Source organism: Candidatus Hydrogenosomobacter endosymbioticus (assembly GCF_021654655.1).
Taxonomy (GTDB): domain Bacteria; phylum Pseudomonadota; class Alphaproteobacteria; order Holosporales; family GW7; genus Hydrogenosomobacter; species Hydrogenosomobacter endosymbioticus.
In genome coordinates this window covers 1-19,166 of record NZ_AP025225.1, presented here as the reverse complement: position 1 = coordinate 19,166, position 19,166 = coordinate 1, and the positions used below count along the sequence as shown (strand labels likewise).

At 41.2% G+C, this 19,166-nt stretch carries 13 protein-coding genes; 4 read left to right on the top strand and 9 right to left on the bottom strand.

What is annotated here, in order from left to right:
* Positions 1 to 21: 21 nt before the first annotated feature.
* The 8 genes from HYD_RS00065 to rpsB form a co-directional block, all read right to left on the bottom strand.
* Positions 22 to 1,311, bottom strand: coding sequence for an MFS transporter (locus HYD_RS00065; protein ID WP_236865093.1), 1,290 nt, complete (start codon positions 1,309 to 1,311; stop codon positions 22 to 24).
* A gap of 111 nt (positions 1,312 to 1,422) precedes the next feature.
* Entirely contained in the window at positions 1,423 to 2,706 is a 1,284-nt protein-coding gene (gene tyrS, locus HYD_RS00060) for a tyrosine--tRNA ligase (RefSeq protein ID WP_236865092.1), read from the bottom strand.
* A gap of 117 nt (positions 2,707 to 2,823) precedes the next feature.
* Complete coding sequence (locus HYD_RS00055; RefSeq protein WP_236865091.1) at positions 2,824 to 3,249, bottom strand: GNAT family N-acetyltransferase; 426 nt, start codon at positions 3,247 to 3,249, stop codon at positions 2,824 to 2,826.
* A 68-nt stretch (positions 3,250 to 3,317) separates the two neighbouring features.
* Complete coding sequence (gene mtaB, locus HYD_RS00050; protein ID WP_236865089.1) at positions 3,318 to 4,574, bottom strand: tRNA (N(6)-L-threonylcarbamoyladenosine(37)-C(2))-methylthiotransferase MtaB; 1,257 nt, start codon at positions 4,572 to 4,574, stop codon at positions 3,318 to 3,320.
* Between the two features lie 88 nt (positions 4,575 to 4,662).
* On the bottom strand, positions 4,663 to 5,316 hold the full coding sequence (locus HYD_RS00045) for an amino acid ABC transporter ATP-binding protein (RefSeq protein WP_236865087.1): 654 nt from the start codon (positions 5,314 to 5,316) through the stop codon (positions 4,663 to 4,665).
* A gap of 178 nt (positions 5,317 to 5,494) precedes the next feature.
* Positions 5,495 to 7,201: a methionine--tRNA ligase gene (gene metG / locus HYD_RS00040; protein ID WP_236865085.1), complete on the bottom strand. Its 1,707-nt coding sequence runs from the start codon at positions 7,199 to 7,201 to the stop codon at positions 5,495 to 5,497.
* Between the two features lie 135 nt (positions 7,202 to 7,336).
* On the bottom strand, positions 7,337 to 8,197 hold the full coding sequence (locus HYD_RS00035) for a lysophospholipid acyltransferase family protein (RefSeq protein WP_236865083.1): 861 nt from the start codon (positions 8,195 to 8,197) through the stop codon (positions 7,337 to 7,339).
* A gap of 58 nt (positions 8,198 to 8,255) precedes the next feature.
* Positions 8,256 to 9,053 (bottom strand): 30S ribosomal protein S2, encoded by a 798-nt coding sequence (gene rpsB / locus HYD_RS00030; RefSeq protein WP_236865081.1) that lies wholly within the window; start codon positions 9,051 to 9,053, stop codon positions 8,256 to 8,258.
* Between the two features lie 501 nt (positions 9,054 to 9,554).
* Between rpsB and HYD_RS00025 the strand changes: the two genes are divergently transcribed.
* The 4 genes from HYD_RS00025 to HYD_RS00010 all read left to right on the top strand — a co-directional run bounded on the left by HYD_RS00025 (position 9,555) and on the right by HYD_RS00010 (position 17,058).
* Positions 9,555 to 11,819: a hypothetical protein gene (locus HYD_RS00025; RefSeq protein WP_236865079.1), complete on the top strand. Its 2,265-nt coding sequence runs from the start codon at positions 9,555 to 9,557 to the stop codon at positions 11,817 to 11,819.
* 122 nt (positions 11,820 to 11,941) lie between these two features.
* On the top strand, positions 11,942 to 12,697 hold the full coding sequence (locus HYD_RS00020) for an ABC transporter ATP-binding protein (protein ID WP_236865078.1): 756 nt from the start codon (positions 11,942 to 11,944) through the stop codon (positions 12,695 to 12,697).
* A 168-nt stretch (positions 12,698 to 12,865) separates the two neighbouring features.
* The gene (locus HYD_RS00015; RefSeq protein ID WP_236865076.1) at positions 12,866 to 15,364 is read left to right on the top strand and encodes a UvrD-helicase domain-containing protein; all 2,499 of its coding nucleotides are present in this window, start codon (positions 12,866 to 12,868) and stop codon (positions 15,362 to 15,364) included.
* Positions 15,365 to 15,576: 212 nt separating this feature from the next.
* Positions 15,577 to 17,058, top strand: a complete 1,482-nt coding sequence (locus HYD_RS00010; RefSeq protein WP_236865074.1) for a hypothetical protein — start codon at positions 15,577 to 15,579, stop codon at positions 17,056 to 17,058.
* A gap of 568 nt (positions 17,059 to 17,626) precedes the next feature.
* Here the strand turns inward: HYD_RS00010 and dnaA are convergent.
* The gene (gene dnaA, locus HYD_RS00005) at positions 17,627 to 19,066 is read right to left on the bottom strand and encodes a chromosomal replication initiator protein DnaA (RefSeq protein ID WP_236865072.1); all 1,440 of its coding nucleotides are present in this window, start codon (positions 19,064 to 19,066) and stop codon (positions 17,627 to 17,629) included.
* Positions 19,067 to 19,166 lie beyond the last annotated feature (100 nt).

Here is a 19,166-nt window from a genome sequence, read left to right as displayed (position 1 = left end):
TACTGTATTTTTAATGTAATGCTAGCGTTGAGCCTTTATAGTTTCTGGGAATACGCTGCGCATAGCAAAAACCGATGATATAGCGCATATGACGAAACTAACCATAAAAAACTTCTGCCATGAAAGATTATCCGCACAAAATCCAGCAAACACGCTTACAGCCACTCTAACTGCAGCACTTACAGAAGAAAATATGGAATGTTGAACGGCGGTATTAGGAGGAAAACAAATTGACGCGATATACCCCGCCCCTCCAGCAGCTCCTATTCCACCAACCAGCTGCTTCATCACTATGCACGCCACAAGAAGAGCAAAGTTTCTGCCGCAGTAACAATGAGCAATCAGCAGCACCGTCAGCACAGCGTGCAGCGCTAAAAGCAAAACAATCTGAGCGCGAACACGCATTACTGTCACAATATACGCGCAGGCACTAACACCAATTATAGCTGCAACTGTACCAATATTTTTGTCTATAGCCGCTATTTCCATTTTCGTGTATCCAGATTCAATCAAAAACGGGCTCCACATTTCACGAATAAAAACCATAGACAAAACCTTATACGAAATTATCGCTACAATTATACGAGCAATGCTTCCGTTTATATAAAAATGACAAAAGCTATCTTTTATAGATGTAAAAATATTTATAAACCTGTTTGTAGCTCGCGTGCTTGAGGGATTAAATTCGGGCTCCTCTCCAAACAACAGAGACGCCGCACATGCAAGCATAAGAAGCGCGATCACTCTAAAAGCGACGGCCCAGGAAAAATAATGAGCAGAAGACAGCGCAATCACTCCAACGCTCCACATACCAATTCTAGCTCCGACCATGGCAACTCCTGCTGAAGAAAACTGGTATGCATGAGGTTTCAAGTTTAAAGCTAATTTTTTACTAATAGTAAACTCTATGCGATAAGCTTCAAGGGCTGTATCCATACATGCAGCAGACATAGCAATGAACATACATACACAAAACAGCCGCCACAGTTGCGATACTGGGTCTAAAAAGCTCATCGAAACAAGCCCTGATGCTACCATAAACTGAGCAATCAGTGCCCAGTTTTTTCTCTTCCCAAAAGGCAAAAACGGAATTCGCACAGAATCAATAACTGGCCCTATAAATATTCGAAACGCATATGGAACAGAGGCAATAGAAAAAATTCCTATCATCTTTTTGCTCACGCCACAATCGGCAAGCCATAAAGATATGACAGAAGCTATTACGTAAAACGGAACCCCGCTAGAAAATCCGAGAGAAGCGATATGGACAAAACGAGAAACGCGAATTGCTACTTGAGTAAATTTCCACATACCTCCCAACCATTGCGATAGCATTAAAGACATATTAAAGCCTATGAGAAGAAATTATTCAAATATGAGCGCAATTACAGCACCTACGCTTGTTAAAAAATAGGCAAAAAATTATGAATCAAGATAAATCAGACCGTGCTTCTTTTTTCCAACAGAAATTTTTGCACATAGCTTCTCGGAAGATGTCTCTTTCACGAAATCTGCGCTCGAGACGGTTGCTAATTCTGACACCACAACTCTATCGTTTACACTGACGGCTCGGTCACGCACATATTGCCTAGCAGCACTTTTCGACTGAGCAAATCCAAGCGAGGTGAGAGCATCTGTAACTAATAGTCCGCTTTCTACTTGCTCTAATGAAGTTCGTGCAAACGGGAGCCCCCCAGCAGAAGCAGCTCCTGCTGCGCCCCCTTTAAACGCAAACTCTGCGTTCTCATGAATCGAAGGAAGAACTTCTTTCCCATGCAGTATAGCTGTAGCCTCATCCGCAAGTATAACCTTAGCTTCGTTGATACCAGACGATCCAACCATTTTTTCCAGCTCTTCAATCTCTCCGATGGGAAGAAATGTATAAATTTTAAGAAACCGTACCACGTCAGCATCGGAAACGTTTCTCCAAAATTGCCAATATTCGTATGGGCTGAGCAAATCACTATCGAGCCATATGGGCCTACCTTCGCTCTTTCCCATTTTCGTTCCGCTAGAAGTAGTAAGAAGAGGGCACGTAAAGCCGTAGACAGTTTTTCCCAAAACCTTGCGTACAAGGTCTATACCGCACACTATATTCCCATACTGATCAGCTCCTCCAAACTGAAGTACACATCCGTATTCTCGATTAAGCTTTAAAAAATCGTATGACTGCAAAAGCATATAGTTGAATTCTATGAAGCTTAGGTTTTGCTGACGCTCTAGCCTAAGCCGAACGTTGTCAAACGTCAGCATACGATTGACGGAAAAATGCACCCCTATGTCGCGCAAAAAAGGAATATACAAAAGCTTATCTAGCCAGTCGGCATTGTTCACTATCCTCGCAGAGCATTCGCCTTCGAAATCCATCATTTTGGCAAAAACTTTTTTTATGTTGTCTATATTGTTGTTTATTTGAGACTCATCCAGCATTGTGCGCTCTTTATCTTTACCAGAAGGATCTCCTATTTTCGTTGTGCCTCCGCCCATCAATAAAACCGGCTTGTGGCCAAACTTCTGCATCCATCGCGCAATCATAATAACCATCAAATTTCCAACATGAAGGCTTTGCGCAGTAGCATCAAACCCAACATACCCGCATATAGAACCACTGACGCAAGCTTCGTCTAATTCTTCAGAATTTGCGCTTTGATAGATAAATCCACGATCTTCAAGAGTTTTCAATAAATCACTTCTATATATCGCCACAAAACATTCCAACAAAAACTATTTAAAGGATTCTAGTATATATAAAGATCCAGTTCCAGACTTTTATCCCGCGCCCATCAAACAGCAACTGTAAGAAAAGCCAACAAGGACAACAACCTATGCGAGCTTCTTCAGCAAAAATATACACCTCGCGCCATTGGCATATCCATCTCGTATAAAATCGACAACATATCCCAGCTTTTCGTAAAAACCCACCACATTCCTGAAGCTCATAGTCGAAGTTGTAGCAATGCAACAACCGCGTTCCATTCCTTCTTTGTGGACCTTATTCATTACAATTCTTCCAAGCCCATTGCCACGATATTCTTTCGCAACCCACAGCTGATCTGTATACGCAGAGCCATGAACAAAATACCCATTACACCCAGCAATTACGGCTCCACCATCATCTTTCACGAAAAAAGAAAACGGCTCAGAACTGCTCGCTACTCCAAGAGCTTTCGCCTCTTCGTTTATACCAGACGTTATGACCGAAGCATCGCATCCGCTTTCCGCCTGAGAAAAACAAATTTCAGCACACATAACACTAAGTAAATACTTGAATCATCTCTATTATTATATGGTCATGATTCGCCCAGCGTCAATTAACCTCAAACAACATTACCAATCATACAATTATCTCTGAATCCAGAAATTTTCACATCAACTATTGTATTGCGCTTAACCTGCGAGTTCGTTTCCACTTTTACAAAATGCTCACAATAGCCAAGTCGTCCGTCTTCTATTAAAACCTTGGCAATAGAGTCAATTTGGCTTTGCATATATTCTTTCATCAAATTCTCTCCTACAGATCTAAGGTTAGCGGCTCTCTCCTTTGCTATTTTCGGGGAAACCTGATTCATACCAGCGGCTAATGTTCCTGGTCTCGGAGAAAAAGGAAACACGTGAAGGCTGTTTATTCTGCACATTTCAATCAACTCAACAGTGTTTCGAAACATATCTTCATCTTCCGTTGGAAAGCCAGTAATTACATCTGCGCCGAAAGCAAAACCTGGCCTCATAGAGCGAATTTTTTCGCATAAATCCAAAACGAGCTCGCGAGAATGCCGCCTGAGCATACGCCTTAATACAACATTGTCTCCTGACTGAAGGCTAAGGTGAAGGTGAGGCATTATCTTTTCTTCTTGGCATATGACCCGAGACAATTCGTCATCTACGCCCGCAGGATCGATGGATGATATTCTAATTCGCTGGATAGCTGGAACTTCTTTTACTATGCTTTTGACAACGTCGCATAATCCTCCGGCACCTAGAGATTCCGTATCACGGTATGACGTTATGTCAACGCCTGTGAGCACAATTTCTAAGGCCCCATTACGCGCTAAGGACCGAGAACATTCAATTATGTCGCAAATCGGAACACTTCGACTTCTGCCCCGCACGCTTGGAACAATGCAATACGAACAGTTATTGTCACATCCATCTTGTATTTTTAAAAAAAATCTCGTTCTATCTTTTGCATCACGATCTCTTTCCTTGCCCTGCTCATGCCCGCAACTGCAGCCAGCTTCTTTTATCTCTTTAATTTTGCTGGTAAATATTTTTTTATCTGCTTTCTCTCTGTTCCTGATAACCAAGTCAACCTCGGGCATGGCACAAAACTTATCATAATTCAGTTCTGCCGCGCACCCGGTCACTATTATAACAGACGACGGATTTTCTTTTTTTGCTTTTCTAATCATTTGCCTAGATTGCCGCTCTGCCTCAGATGTAACGCAGCAAGTATTTATGATCACAACATCACCAATTCCTATTTCATTTGCTATTTCCTTCATCACCTCTGATTCATGATGATTAAGCCTACAGCCGAGAGTAACCACCCGCGCGCCTATCCATTTTTTTTGCATAATAAACTCTAAGACAAGATCTGCGTAGAAAGCGCATTATAACACGCTAGCGCCCTATTCATAAACGCAACACACCATCAAATCGCCTTTAGTAGTGCTTCTTTAAATATTCTATCGGGTTTTCAACATCTGTTGTCGATAGCTCTGCAGAAATTCTACCACCTTTGAGGGCGATTATGTGGTCAGCTATTTTCGTTAAAAAGTCTAAATCGTGTGATGCGATCAATATAGTAACCCCCATGTCACGTATCATTTTAAGCAAAGAAACGACATCAGAAGTTGTGGCGATATCTAATCCAGAGGTGGGCTCGTCGCACAACAACAGATCTGGCGATACCATAAGACTCCTCGCGAGAGCTACTCGCTGTTTTTGTCCGCCAGACAACTTCGACGGATATTCATCCGCTTTCTCCAAAACTCCAAGCTTCCCCAATATGTCTTTTGCAAGAATATAATGGTCCTTCGCTTTGTCGTGTAGCCTTGGAGCATACGTTATATTTTCCATAACTGTCATGTGCGGGAATAGCTGAAAATCCTGAAACATAAACGAAACTTTTCCACCGCACGTTATAGATCCTCTATACTGCGTATCCAGCCCCTGAATACATCTAAGAAGAGTAGATTTTCCTCCTCCCGACGCACCGGCAATTCCTAAGATGCTGTTTTTGTCTACCGACATGCTAATGTCGTTCAGAACCATATTATCTCCAAACTTTTTGTAAAGATGTTCAATTTTCAGCATACGACCCCCCTAATAAATACTTATTTTTCCGTGTTTCAGTAGTATTCTATCAATAAAAATAGAAAGTCCACAATTTTGCCAGAAAGCGGAGACGCTCCCTCGCAACAGATTGCCACAGTATTTCCGGCGGTTCAAGAAAAAGCAACAGAGCAACATTAATGCCATGTCATTTGTCTATCTAGCAGCGTCCATCGAACTCTAAGGTCAACTCTTTCACCCTATCATCTTCTATTTTTTCAAAAAGCCTCTGCGGAGCCCCAACTTTATGATCAGGCTTAAAATATTGAAAATTCTTCGCTTCATCGAACGAAAGCCTGTCTATATTTTTTTCTCCTCCGACATCATTCAGTATCTTTAGGATGTTCCTACAAGAAAAAGGAATTACTGGGTGTGCGGTTATAGCAAATGCTCTTAAAAGATGCACGCAGTGGGCAAGACAAACAGCAGAGGCACATTTATTTTGCTTTACCTCATTCCATGGTTTTTTTTCAGAAATATACTCGTTTCCTAAAGCCCAAAAAGCACGCATAGAAGAAGCAGCTTTTCTAAACCTCATACTATCAAGATTCTCTTCTATTTCGTCGACATGTTTGCAGACATTTTTTAAAAGATGTTCGTCGATATTACCTTTTTCTCTCAGGTCAACAGCAATAGCGCTATCAAAATGTTTTTCTAAAAGAGCGAGAACTCTCGTAGCAAAATTGCCAAGAACATCGCAAAGATCCTTATTTATTATCGAAGCAAAATGAGAAAAGCTGAAATCAGAGTCGTCTCCTTCTGGGCAATTTGCGATCAGATAATAGCGCCAATAGTCTGGATCAAACATCTTTAGCGCAGAATCTGTAAATATCCCTCGTTTTTGGCTTGTAGAGAACTTTCCTTTATCGTATGTAAGCCAATTAAAGCCCTTTATATAATCTACCTGTTTAAATCCCAAATTCGCAGCGAAAAGCATAGCAGGCCAAAATATTGCATGGAACGGCACGTTATCTTTTGCCATAAATTGCGTATAAGAGACTTTTTTTTCGTCACAAGGAGTCCACCATTCCTTCCATTCTTCTGGCCTTCCAACAGACTCAGACCAATCTTTAGTTATTCCTATATATGCGTTTGGAGCGTCAAACCAAACATAGAAAACTTTATCACTATATTCGTAAAGCGAAACGTTAATTCCCCATTTTAAGTCGCGCGTTATACACCTAGACTTCAGCCCTTCGTTGATCCATTTTTTCGCTATTCCCTTCACAACATCTGGCCACTTATCATGCAGAGACACCCATTCGTCAACCTTTCCCTCTATCTTGGATAAATCCAGAAAAAGGTGCTTCGTTTCTCGAAGCTCTATATTTTTGCTTTTGCTTATCGCGGACACAGGGTCTATCAACTCCTCCGGATTAAGAAGAGCCCCACAACCATCGCACTGGTCTCCCCTAGCTCTAGAGTATTTGCATACGGGACACGTTCCCTCCAAATACCTGTCTGGAAGGAACCTCCCATCGTCTATCGAGTAATACTGCCGTATACTTTTTTCTATTATGTACCCGTTATTCCAAAGCGCTAGAAAAATTTCATTTGTTATTTCTTTGTTAGATCCTGCAGAACTTCTCCCGAAATAATCAAAGCTTAGTCCGAATTTTTCATAAATAGACTTTTGCGTTTCATACATTTCATCACAGTATTCCCGCACATCTTTTCCCGCTTCTTCTGCCGCTATTTCCGCAGGAGTACCGTGCTCATCGGTTCCGCATATGAATAAAACCTCTCCGCTATTTTGACGCAAAAACCTAGCATACACGTCTGCGGGAAGCATAGAGCCAACAAGATTCCCTATATGTTTTACGCCGTTTATATATGGAAGAGCGCTAGTTATAAGATGTTTTCGCATTATGCATGGCATGTCCTATCGTACTCGAAGATTATACACGCATGTAACCAGCTAGTTAAGGAGAAAGTTCATAAACTCTGACAAAAGCAATGATTGCTCAAACCTCTTACTTCGAAATGACATCAGAAGGAAGCTTCAGCTTTCAGTAGGAATCTCCCATCGTTTGTGAATCCACATCCACTGACTCGGGGCCTTTTTAACCCAAAGACCAATTATGCTATTCACTTCGCGCATCACTTCGTCATCAGTATTGCCTTCTATACTAATAGGATCGTGAAATGTAACTCTGAAATTATGTGTATGAACGCGCTCAACACGGACTGGAACTAAGGGGCACCTTAGCCGTCTGCATAATCGAGCTACAGATGTTGTGGTAAGAGCGTCTCGCCCTATAAAAGGTATACGCACACCTTCGAGCACTCTCTGATCCACAAGCATAAACAAGTGCTTCCCGTCCATGAGGGACTTTATAATTTGCTTCGTCTGATCCTTAGAAATCACGCCGCTCGCTGCTTTTGCTTGCATATAACGCATCACTCCATCGATGTATTTATTGTTAGTTTTTCTGTACACTTGAACTATAGAAAGTCCAAGCGACCGAGCTGCCAAAGTTGCTATCTGAAAATTAGACAGATGAGCGCTAAACAAAATAGCTGGAAGCCCATCATCTCTAAGCTTTTCTACAACATGAGCCCCCACGATTTCCATACGATCGTGATTCTTAGATATTTTCTCAAGATTGCAATACTCTGCCACAACTCTTCCAAGATTATCCCAAACGTCGCGCACTATGTTTTCTTTAACAGTTTCTTTTATGTACGGAAAAACAAACTCAAGATTCTTGCGCGCTCTGTTTGAAACAGGAAAAAACGGACCAAAAACCCTACCGACCCAACCTCCGAAATCAGAGGCAGACTTCTCCGGAAGAGAGCCAAAAATCGCGCACACTAATCTAAGCCCGCAAAACTCCAAAAGGTGCAGCCACTTCAAAAGCACTCTCTATTTCCCCATTTACAAAATACAAAAACCGAACTTAAAACACAAAACCAGTTGTTCAAGATTCTGATGAATCGGCGCCTCCAAAAGCTTGCAAAAGAGCCTGATTTTCACTCTCGCTACTCTGAGGAAGATCTTTACTTTGGCTAATTTCAACACCTGCCGTACGCATTTCCTCCTGTATACCGCTTATAACAGCGTCAGAGACAATATCACAATAAAGTTGTATAGCTTTAATAGCGTCATCGTTTCCTGGAATTGGATAGTCTATTCCGTCTGGATTTGAGTTCGTATCTACAATAGCAATTACAGGAATACCAAGCTGACGCGCTTCTCTAGTAGCTATCGCCTCTTTGTTTATATCTATGATAAACAAAACATCCGGCAAACCACCCATGTCTTTTATACCGCCAAGCGCGCGCTCTAATCTTTCAACATCATTTTTAAAACACAGCTGCTCTTTCTTTGTATATGAAGAAAAATCGTCAGAAGATATTCTCTCTTTCAAAGAGTTCAGCCTATTAATAGACTGAACGATAGTGCGCCAGTTTGTAAGTGTACCGCCAAGCCACCTATGGTCAACGTAATACTGGCCGCATTTCTGCGCAGCCACCTTTACTATATCCTTAGCCTGTTGCTTAGTCCCCACGAACAACACTCTCCCTCTATCTTTCACTATACCGCGCAAAACATTTAAGGCTCTGTTCATGCAGTCAACCGTTTGAGGAAGATCTACAATGTGTGTTCCATTATGAACGCCGTATATATACTTCTTCATCTTAGGGTTCCAACGCTGAACCCTATGCCCAAAATGGACCCCTGCGTCCAAAAGCCGCCTTACAGTTATGTTTTCCATACAAAATAAATCCCTTTTTCCAGTTTCACCTCCGCAGACAACACCAAACTTGGCACCGGAATAATCGAATCTGCGTGAGAAATTATAGACTACTCAGCGGATTGTACCAAAAAATTCTATACATAAAAAGAGCTCAAAATTCATAAGAAAAATCAACCTTCATAAAAAGACTGATTTTTACACTCAGAAAACGATAACTAAGAAAGCTCTGCCACAGCCAACATAATCCCATTTCTACACAAATAGTCTCAAATTTCCTAAAGCCCATATAAAAACGTACAGATGACAATCAGAAACGCCAATCAGAAAACTGCTTGATATATAAAATTTTTCAACTATACTACTTTGCTAAGAAATATTTAAAAGGAATTATAGCCATGAAGTTCTCGAAAAACCTATTAAAGTGTTGCTTTGTAATGTCGCTGTCTATCGTCGCCTTTGGCGCTGCGGTTGTTCTGTCTGGGTGCACGTCTTGCCCTAGCTGCAATTATCGCTTAAAAGATGATTAGGAAAGTAGCAGAGGAAACGCGTGCGCGCGTGTTTTGTTGCAGTTTTTTGTTTTCTGCGCTCGTTTCCAACGGCTTATCCCTTTCGTGCGGAGATCCATTGTTTCCAGACAACATCGTGTACGTTTCTGAGCGGTCTAGCAGTACCACGGCCGACACTTGCGCTATGCATAACGACCTCGAAAAAGACGCTAGCTTGATTTCAGGCTCTCTGGTAGACGCCTCTTTTGTTATAGACTTTCAAACAATGTCAGAAATCTTTAAAAGAAGAGAAATCTATGTGAAGCTTTTCCCAGAGTGTATGAATAAACTTCAAATCGCCGGAGAGAGGTCGCTTTATAGAGATCAAGCAGTTAATGACCGTTGCTGTATAGAGTTTTTTTCTAAACGATATCCTCTCACTCCCTTGGGATGGCAAATATACCACCAAGCAAAAGGCATCGACACAATAAAATCTCAGGAAGCATTCAGAGAATATGTTGCAGAAAGCACGTCTATTTCAAAACAAGATCAAAGGATTTTGCTGTATATTTTGAAGTTTTATAAAAACGCTAAAATGCTGAAAAGCGATGTATTTTTCTCTAGGTTCGCTAATTTAGTATTTTCTGAAAGATTAGATCTAGCAAATTCATGGTTAAAAAACATAGTCCGTTTAGAAAGCTCTTGCAAAAATCAATCTATTTTAGGCCCTTATAGAAAATGTTGTTATCACATTTTTTCGAGATGTTTGTCATTTTTAGAAAAAAAATATATACCGTCAACATATGAAATCGAAGAATTCAGTAAATTTTATAAAAAACTAAGTAAAAATTTACCAGAGTTTTATATATATCCTTTAGCGCATGCAGAAGCTCTTCTAAAAATTTACAACTATAAAGGAGCTATAAGCGTATTCAACAAATACTCGAGCTCTGCAGTTCAATCGTCACACAATACAAAACAAGTATCGGCATGGATAAAGCTTTCCGCGCATATGGCGCACGAATTAATATCTCGCGCAAAAATACTGGCAGCAAACAACGAATATGCTTTGGCAAAAAAATACTTCAAAAATGCCGCAGATATTGCTCTGTCTATCAGATCAGCAAACTTCAAAACATACCCAGAAGAAATAGCTGATAACGTTGCTCTTGCTGGAGTAACGTATGCCTTTGGAGTTTCTGATTATAAAAGGGCGTTGGAGCTATTTGAGTATATAATACATATGTCCGAAGACCTGCCAGAAGCATGTCGAGAAAAAGCGCTCGCCAGAGCCTTATATTGGCGAGGCGTATGCATGGAAAAGCTTGGGTTAAAGGAATCGGCTTGTGAGAGTTTTCGATCTGCAGGTAAATATGCTTTTTCTTTATATGGAATGCTCGCCTTACACAAAGCAAACAAACCTTTTGAATTGGAGTTTCTGGACCTTAATGGAGAAAATTCGTATCGTTCTCAAGCTGGAGAAGATTTTTCGGAGCTAATCCGCCTGCTAAGACATACCTCGATGAAAAAAAGACCATGCGTAGAAGCCATAAATTCTATCGTAAACGATTTCATCCGTTCGCGTGGCGCTTCGCTTTCTCAGACAGAGATGCTTGCGTATAAAATAGCGATTTTAAATGTGGTAGAGCAATTTTCAAAAGAGCAGGCAATAGCTTTTGCAAAAAAATTCTCTTACAGCTGTAAATCTCTGTTTCGAATTGCTTTCCCAGACATAAAGCTTTCGTTTATAAAGCGCCCTGATGTCGACTCATCGCTCATAAAGGCTATAATAGTTACAGAACCAGCTCCTGATAAAACAACAGAACCAGCTCCTGATAAAACAACAGATCAAACCGATTTTGTTGTCCTTACGCAGCAGGCGCAGCAACTTATAAAAAACAAGACGCAGCTTTTTAAGGCAAAAAGTAACAACAAAAAAGAGCTATGGTCGAAACGCAAAACAACAGTCGACATAGAATATCTGCTCAACACAATAGAGCTGTTCAGCGGGTGCTATATACCTGCGATAGCGGCATATAACTCTGGCGAAAGCAATGCTGAAAAATGGTTAAGAGGTTTCGACATAAGCAAAACAAACGTTAATTCATCGTTATTTTGGATAGAGACAATCCCTATTGCTGAAACCCGCCAATATGTTAAAAATGTAATTAGTAACATGTTACTGTATGACTATATCTCTGGGTTACATGAAAGAAAAATTGATCACCTGTTTAAGATGGAGTTTGACCATAAAAAAATAGATTGCAGGCTGCGGAAGAATTCTCGCGTCACAAACTAGGTTGATTGCAAAAGTAAGTTCTCAAAATATTGCGCAAAGAAATCAGTTGTAATATTTCTTCAGAGCTAGAGCTTTTTGGCCTTTGAGGTTATATTGAATCAGCCGATCGATATTAGCACCACATGGTTAGCAAAAAAAACAGTACGCCAGGCGCGAATGAGCCGCTTCGTCAGCAAACAGAACTAAAAGAGCCGCCCGTTGTCTTATCTGCAGTTGACGTAAGCTATTCATATAAGCAGGGCGACCAAAGCATCTCTGCTCTTTCCTGTTTATCTCTTAACCTACGAAAAAACGAGATGATAGCTATAGTTGGGCAATCCGGATGCGGAAAATCCACTTTGTTGCACCTTTTAGGCCTATTAGATAACGTTCAAAGCGGCGAAATTTACATACGCAAAGAGGAAAACGCACCGCCGTCTTTATTCCCTACAAGCAAACTATCAGAGCAAGAGCGCACCCTTATAAGACGCCATTCCATAGGTTTTGTCTATCAATTTCACCACCTTCTGAAGGAATTCACCGCCCTTGAAAATGTCATGCTCGCACAAATAATAGCTGGGGCTAGTAAAAAGGCTGCGGAAAACAACGCAATGAGACTTTTGTCGCTTGTAGGGCTTTCGAATAGAGCTCAGCACAAGCCACATCAGCTTTCTGGCGGACAGCAACAGCGTGTCGCGATTGCACGGGCACTTGCAAACTCTCCGCAGATATTAATTGCCGACGAGCCAACAGGAAATTTAGATGAATCAACCTCAGAAGATGTTTTCAATATCCTGCTGTCACTGTGCTCAAACAACGGTATGAGCGTTGTCATGGCGACACATAACACGCACCTGTGCAAACGATTTCACAAAACCTTACGGCTAGACATAAGCTGACATCAACTAAATAGCCTATTTGAAACTAGGTACAACAGCCTGCTTTTTATTCTTTCTTGCTATAACAATACGCATCGCAAACAAAGATTCTATCAGAATTTCGCAACACATTTCTGAGATACTTGCTTTTCGGTATATAATCCTGTACCAACAAACATCCTCGCCTCAATGCAAAAAACTAGTTTTACAGACGAGCAGATAGACGCCATGGACCCTTTCTCCTGCATATGGTGCGAGGCCTCTGCTGGCTGCGGAAAAACCAGAGTACTCGCTCACAGAGTCGCTCTATTGCAAGTCTTCAAATCAGAATCAAGGAAAATTCTATGCCTAACGTTCACAAACGCTGCTGCAGAAGAAATGGCTCACAGAACGCGCTCCCTCCTCCTCTCAAGCGACGGAAAGCTAGAGCTCATAGACTCTGCTAACAAAGTGTGCAGCAAATTCGGGTATCCTCTCCCAAATCCCAATGTAGAATGCGCGGCTCCAGACTTGTCTGAAGAATCCATAAGTAAGAGTTTCTCTACAGTCCACGGACTCTGTAGTGGAATTGTTAGAAAATTTTACGAATACTGCGGCGTAAATAAGGACTTTTCATTAATTGACGACGGAGCAAAAGCGACGTTGACACAAAATGCATATGAAAGTCTTTATGATTATGACAGCGCAAAAGAATCCATAAAAACGCTGTCTAAAAGCTATTCAGAAAGCACGATCCGCGATGGACTGTTTGAGCTTATGGAAAACAGGTCCTTCCTTCCGTCAACAGAAAGTCAAATATCATTTTTAGGATCTTTGCGATCTACGTCCCCTTTGCCAGAAACAGTATTCTCAGAAAACGTCATAGCTGACCTTGAATTGCTATGCGATGTTCATGGCAGCGCAAAAGATAAACAAACTTTGTCATTCATAGCCCAGCGTCCAAGATTTTCTTTTGAATACCAAAAAATTTTTCTCACAGAAGAAATGCTACCAAGAAAAAATGTTTTTTCAAAAAAATTTTACAGCCAGAACAAAGTCATAGAAAAATTTGTAGATAAAGAAGTTTCTGCTCTTCTGTCCTATTCTGAATGGCAAAATTCGCACAGAATAAAAGAAATTACCTCAGAGTATACAAAGCTTTTTTACACATTTTTGCGCATATATGAAGAAAAAAAAATAAATCAAAACTCGCTTGACTATGACGACCTTATATTGAAAACACTGTCCATGATGCGAAGCCCAGAATCAATGGGACCAGTTTTGCACCATATAGGGCAAACCATAAACCATATACTAGTCGATGAGGCGCAAGATTTAAGCATAGCACAGTGGGGGATTGTAAGACATTTAATAGAAGCGGCAGTATTTTTAAACCAGTCTCCGCATAGATCTTTTCTGGTTGTTTCTGATCCAAAACAATCGATATATGGATTCCAAGGAGCATCTCCTTCACATTTGTTTCAGTCAAAAGAATTTTTAAAAACTTGGGCCGGCCATCACGGAAAACCCTTTCGAGAAGTGCAGTTAAATATTTCATTCAGGTCTGTACCAAAAATTTTGCTGACAGTTAACAGCATCTTCTCCAGTAAAAACATTTCAATGGGAGTTCCGTTCCGGAATCATATTTCTTGTGCGCGGCTAGCCCAACTCAGTGGAATAGTTGGTATAAATAAATGCTCTTATAATAATAAAGACGATAAATGCGATTTTCATATACAATTAGCTAAAAATACTATTAAAAAGATAATAGAACTAGTCTCATCTAAAAATTCGTGGCTCTATACAAAAGAAAGAAAACCTTCCTTCGGCGACATAATGATTCTAACTCCCAAAAGAGACTGCCTTTTCGAATCCATTGTCAAAGAGGCAGATTTTTGCTCTGTTCCAATAAGCGGAATCGATAGATATGACGTTTTTGAGCAACAAATATCGCAAGACCTAATATGGATAGCTCGCTGGGCCATGTGCCATCACAACGACTGGGCGCTTGCCATGGCAATAAAAGGAGCTTTTCTTGGCTGCTCCGAAGAAGCTTTGTTCTGGCTTTCTCATGATAGGGGAAAGTCGTCTATTTGGAAAAAGCTGCAAAGCAAAATAAAAACGCAAGAAAGGTCCACCATTGATAGCGAAATCCGCCTGATATACGAAAAACTTGAATATTGGTCTTCCATATCACGCACGCTGTCTCCATATGAATTTTTCATAAAAGTAGTTTCCAGCGACAATTCCATAAAATCTTTTTTAAAAAGACTTGGCCCGCAAAGCATAGAGTTTGTCGAGAATTTTCTTACCGCAGCACAAGAGTTTGAAAACACCTCTCCGGCTCCTTCTATAAGCAAGTTCGTAAGACACGTGGAAAAAACGAAAAGGATAGTAAAAAAAGATGTTTCTCATTCTAATAAGGACTCCGTAAAATTAATGACTGTACACGGGGCAAAAGGAACTCAATCGCCAATAGTATTTCTTCTAGACATCTCCGGCCAACAATCCACTAGAGAAAACTTTCTCTATAGCGATAACTTTTTTATTATTCGCCCACCAGAAAAAAGCTCCTCTCGAACTGTAAAATCTCTCAAAGATCTCAACAAAAAATACACCGCTGAGGAGCGCGCAAGACTTTTATACGTAGCAATAACCCGAGCAGAAGAGCAATTTTATGCATTTGTATCACAGGAATCAAAAATTTGAAATTCATAAAATTTGCTTAACCGAGCTAGCTGATTTTTGATTTTCAGATAAAATAATAATAAAAACTAGACTTATTTATGTAAATCTTCTTGAGCCACAAAAAATAACTTAATATTAGCAGTTTAATCGCATGTTTTCAAAAATTTTTTTCTTGATTTTTGTTTGAATATAGCGTATGTTATACATCGAGGTTGCATAACAAGTTGAAAAATATGAGAAAAAATACGATGACAAAAAATTTTGTGATAGCGGCGCTTTTTTCCGCTGCATTCCTAAACTCCGACGCAGAATCATGGAAACAAACGCATGTGGTAACAAAAGATGGCAAATATCTCGGCGTAGATACATCAGGATTAGTGACAGGATTTTGGACAAGTGACCCTACTACTGGCACTCCTCTTCCCGCGAACTACATCAATGCTATGGCATTTCTTTTCAATGCAAAAAATGAGGCCGGCCACTCGATAAACCTGAACGGACAGGACCTGTCAAAATATTTCCCAAATGACATTAGCCCTGTAACTGATTTACATAATAACAAGGTATATAAATCTCAAATAGGGCATTTGACAGGGTTCGGGGATCTTTCGTTCGAAACGGTCATTGACCCGAATACAGCAGCATCCAACGCCTCCTACACAACCATAAAGTTTACAGCTAAAGGTGGAGGGAAAGTAACAGTTAATGCTTTGGGAATTGGAATGAATGCGAAGCTAGACCAGGCAATAGTTCCAGGAAGCTCAACCGCTGTTCCATCAAACTGTCTAAGCAAAACAAGCGGCGCAGTAGCAGCCCAAAAAGAAAATCCACTTGTGATAAAAGTTTCCTCGACAGCTAATCCGACTGTTGGCGGACTAGCCTGGCACGCCTTAAGTCCATACGACCAAGACACTACAAAATACGCTGCGTTTGCTGGGTGGAACCTTGACGCTACAAAATATAATGACTACACAGCCGCCAGCTATTCGAACACACCAGCATCGGCATCGCAAACAACTGGGGATACGTCCCAATACATTATGGCAACCGGGTGGGACGGAAAGTCATTCGAGCTTGCAGAAGGAGAGTCTGTAGTATTTCCTATTATGTTCGCTTACAGCGCCACTGGAGGGAAAGCTGGAGGAGGAGCTCCAACCGACGCTGAGCTCTTAGCATTGGACGTTGCTTTAAACGCGCTAGCAACAAACTATGCCGTTCACCCAATCATCACGCCTAACGCTCCGACCGGATCATTCAGCGCAAACTCCTGGCAAGAAAAGCTAGATATGATGACAAACATGACTTCTCAACATATGGACCAATATGTTGAGCGAATAGCATACATGACTCTTGCAGGAATGGTCAGCAAGACAACAGCTCAAAAATTGATCTCGAGTCACGCTGATGCGCTAGAGAAACAAGCCGCGAATGACTTAAGGCTTGGCGCAAAAGGAAAAACCACAGGATACCTCGGATGGATCCAGGGAGCGGTCGCTGGAGGCTCTTCAATTACAGATCCTAAAGCGGCTATTCAGGCTCTGTTTGAAGGATATATATACGAAGAACCAACAAAACTCTCCACGACTGGACAAAAACTACAAGCGCAGATACATTCCAGAATACATACAGCCAGCACTGCGTGGGCCGACCAGGTTAAAACCAACTTTAGAGAAAAGTATAAGGCTGCGAAAAAGCTTGAAGCTGAAAATAACTAAACAGCATTTTTCTTTAAGCATAGCTTTGGGGCTTCGGCCCCTTTTTTTTCAATCTATGTCCACAATCGTACATATTGATAAAAAAGTCAGCTCCCCATCCACATGCGGTCCAAAAACTTCTACCAATAACAATGACTACGTCTCACATTGTTAAAATGGCGCCACAATAAAAACAACCGCAAAAAAATATTTTTACAGGAAAAAATCTAAATCCTGGCAGAAACACATCAACACAGCAAAGAAAAACTATGTGAGGACAAAAATTTCAGAAAGCAACAAATAAACATAAAATCAATTCTTTTTATACGAGACCAACTCAGAGACATTTATAGGAAAAAGCTTATATCCCATATTGTTGGTTCTTTGAATAATACATCATTTCCATTTTATTTCTTTGTTGGTAGCTTTGTTTTGTCAGAAATTCTGTTAACCGCCTATTCGTGCCAGCACATCTTCTCAGCTGTATGAAGCTAGAGAACGCCTCAGAACAAGCCCCACCGCACTGTTACATTGCGTCCAGCGCAAAACAGCAAAATAATAACAATAACTCACGCTTTGAGGCCAGCGTCTAACCATCAAGCTTCTTCCTGAGCGCAGCAACCTCAGCACTAAAAGACGGGTCTTCGCTCATAAAACAACTGATTTTCCGTATAGAATGGATAACTGTTGCATGATCGCGACCACCAAAACTGTCCCCGATTTTAGGCAAAGACATACTCGTCATTGTCTTTGTCAAAAACATTGCAACCTGTCTTGGTCGAACTATATTTTTAGAACGCTTTGAAGATGTGATATCCGCAACCTTCACACCGTAATGCTCTGCTACCATCTTTTGAATGTGCTCTGCGGTAATCTGCTTATCATAAGAACGAAGCAGGTCTCTTAGGACTTCCTGCGTCATCTCTAAATCTATGCTGCGCCCAATCAAGGTTGAATGAGCAACTACCCTAACAAGAGCTCCCTCGAGCTCTCTAACATTAGACGATATTTTACTTGCCAAAAACTCTATAACGCTTACTGGGACAAAAATACCAGACCTAGCCACTTTAGAGTTTAATATAGCCATTCGAAGATCATAGGAAGTTTTATGTATATCCACAACAAGACCCGAACAAAAATGAGACCTAATGCGATCCTTTATTCCGTCAAGATCTGACGGAGACCTGTCAGCAGAGATGATAACCTGCCTCTTGTTGTCTATAAGAGAGCTGAATGTATGAAAAAACTCCTCTTGAGTAGAGTCTTTCCCGCTTATAAACTGTACGTCATCAACTATCAAAACATCAACGGCTCGAAACTGATCCTTGAAAGAAACAATGTCTTTGTCGCGGATAGCCTTGACAAACTGGTACATGAACTTCTCCGCAGTTATGTACAAAACGCGTTTTTTCTTTGCAGACATACATCGAGCCACTGACTGCACCAAGTGTGTCTTTCCATGTCCAACAGGTCCATATATGAAAAAAGGGTTATAGGCTGAATCGCAAGACTCCGCCACCCTCTTAGACGCCGCATACGCAAACTCGTTAGATCTACCTATCACGAATGAATCGAATGTAAAATCATCATTAAGAGCAGACCCAACAACATGAACCTCCTGGACGCGACCAAATTCTTCACCCCTTTCCATAAGGCTGAGTCTATCTCCTTCCAGTCCCAAGCCAGCATTTCCATAAACCTCGGACGGCTCCTCCACAAATATTTTGAGTCCGAAACGCCCAACCCCCTCAGACCTAATCAACGCCTCAATGGCCTCTGAGTAATGCATCTCTATCCAATCTTTGACGAATTTATTAGGGACACCGCAAAGCACAACACCGCTCTCAGCCGAAACAAACTTCAGGTTTGAAATCCAATCGGCAAACACGGCCTCACCAAAAAACACTCGAGCCTTGTCCTTCACAGAGGCCCAGCGCCCCTCCTCAAATGGTCGGTCTGAGAAATCGCCACTACAGCCGCCATCCACGACATCACACCCGCCACAACGAGAGCCATACTCAACGCGCACACCCACCTCCGAAAAAACACACAACCAGAACGAAGAAAACAGCCCCGGGCAAAACTGCCTCGCAGAAAACCGTCAAAATAAAAACAAAAACTTTTACGCG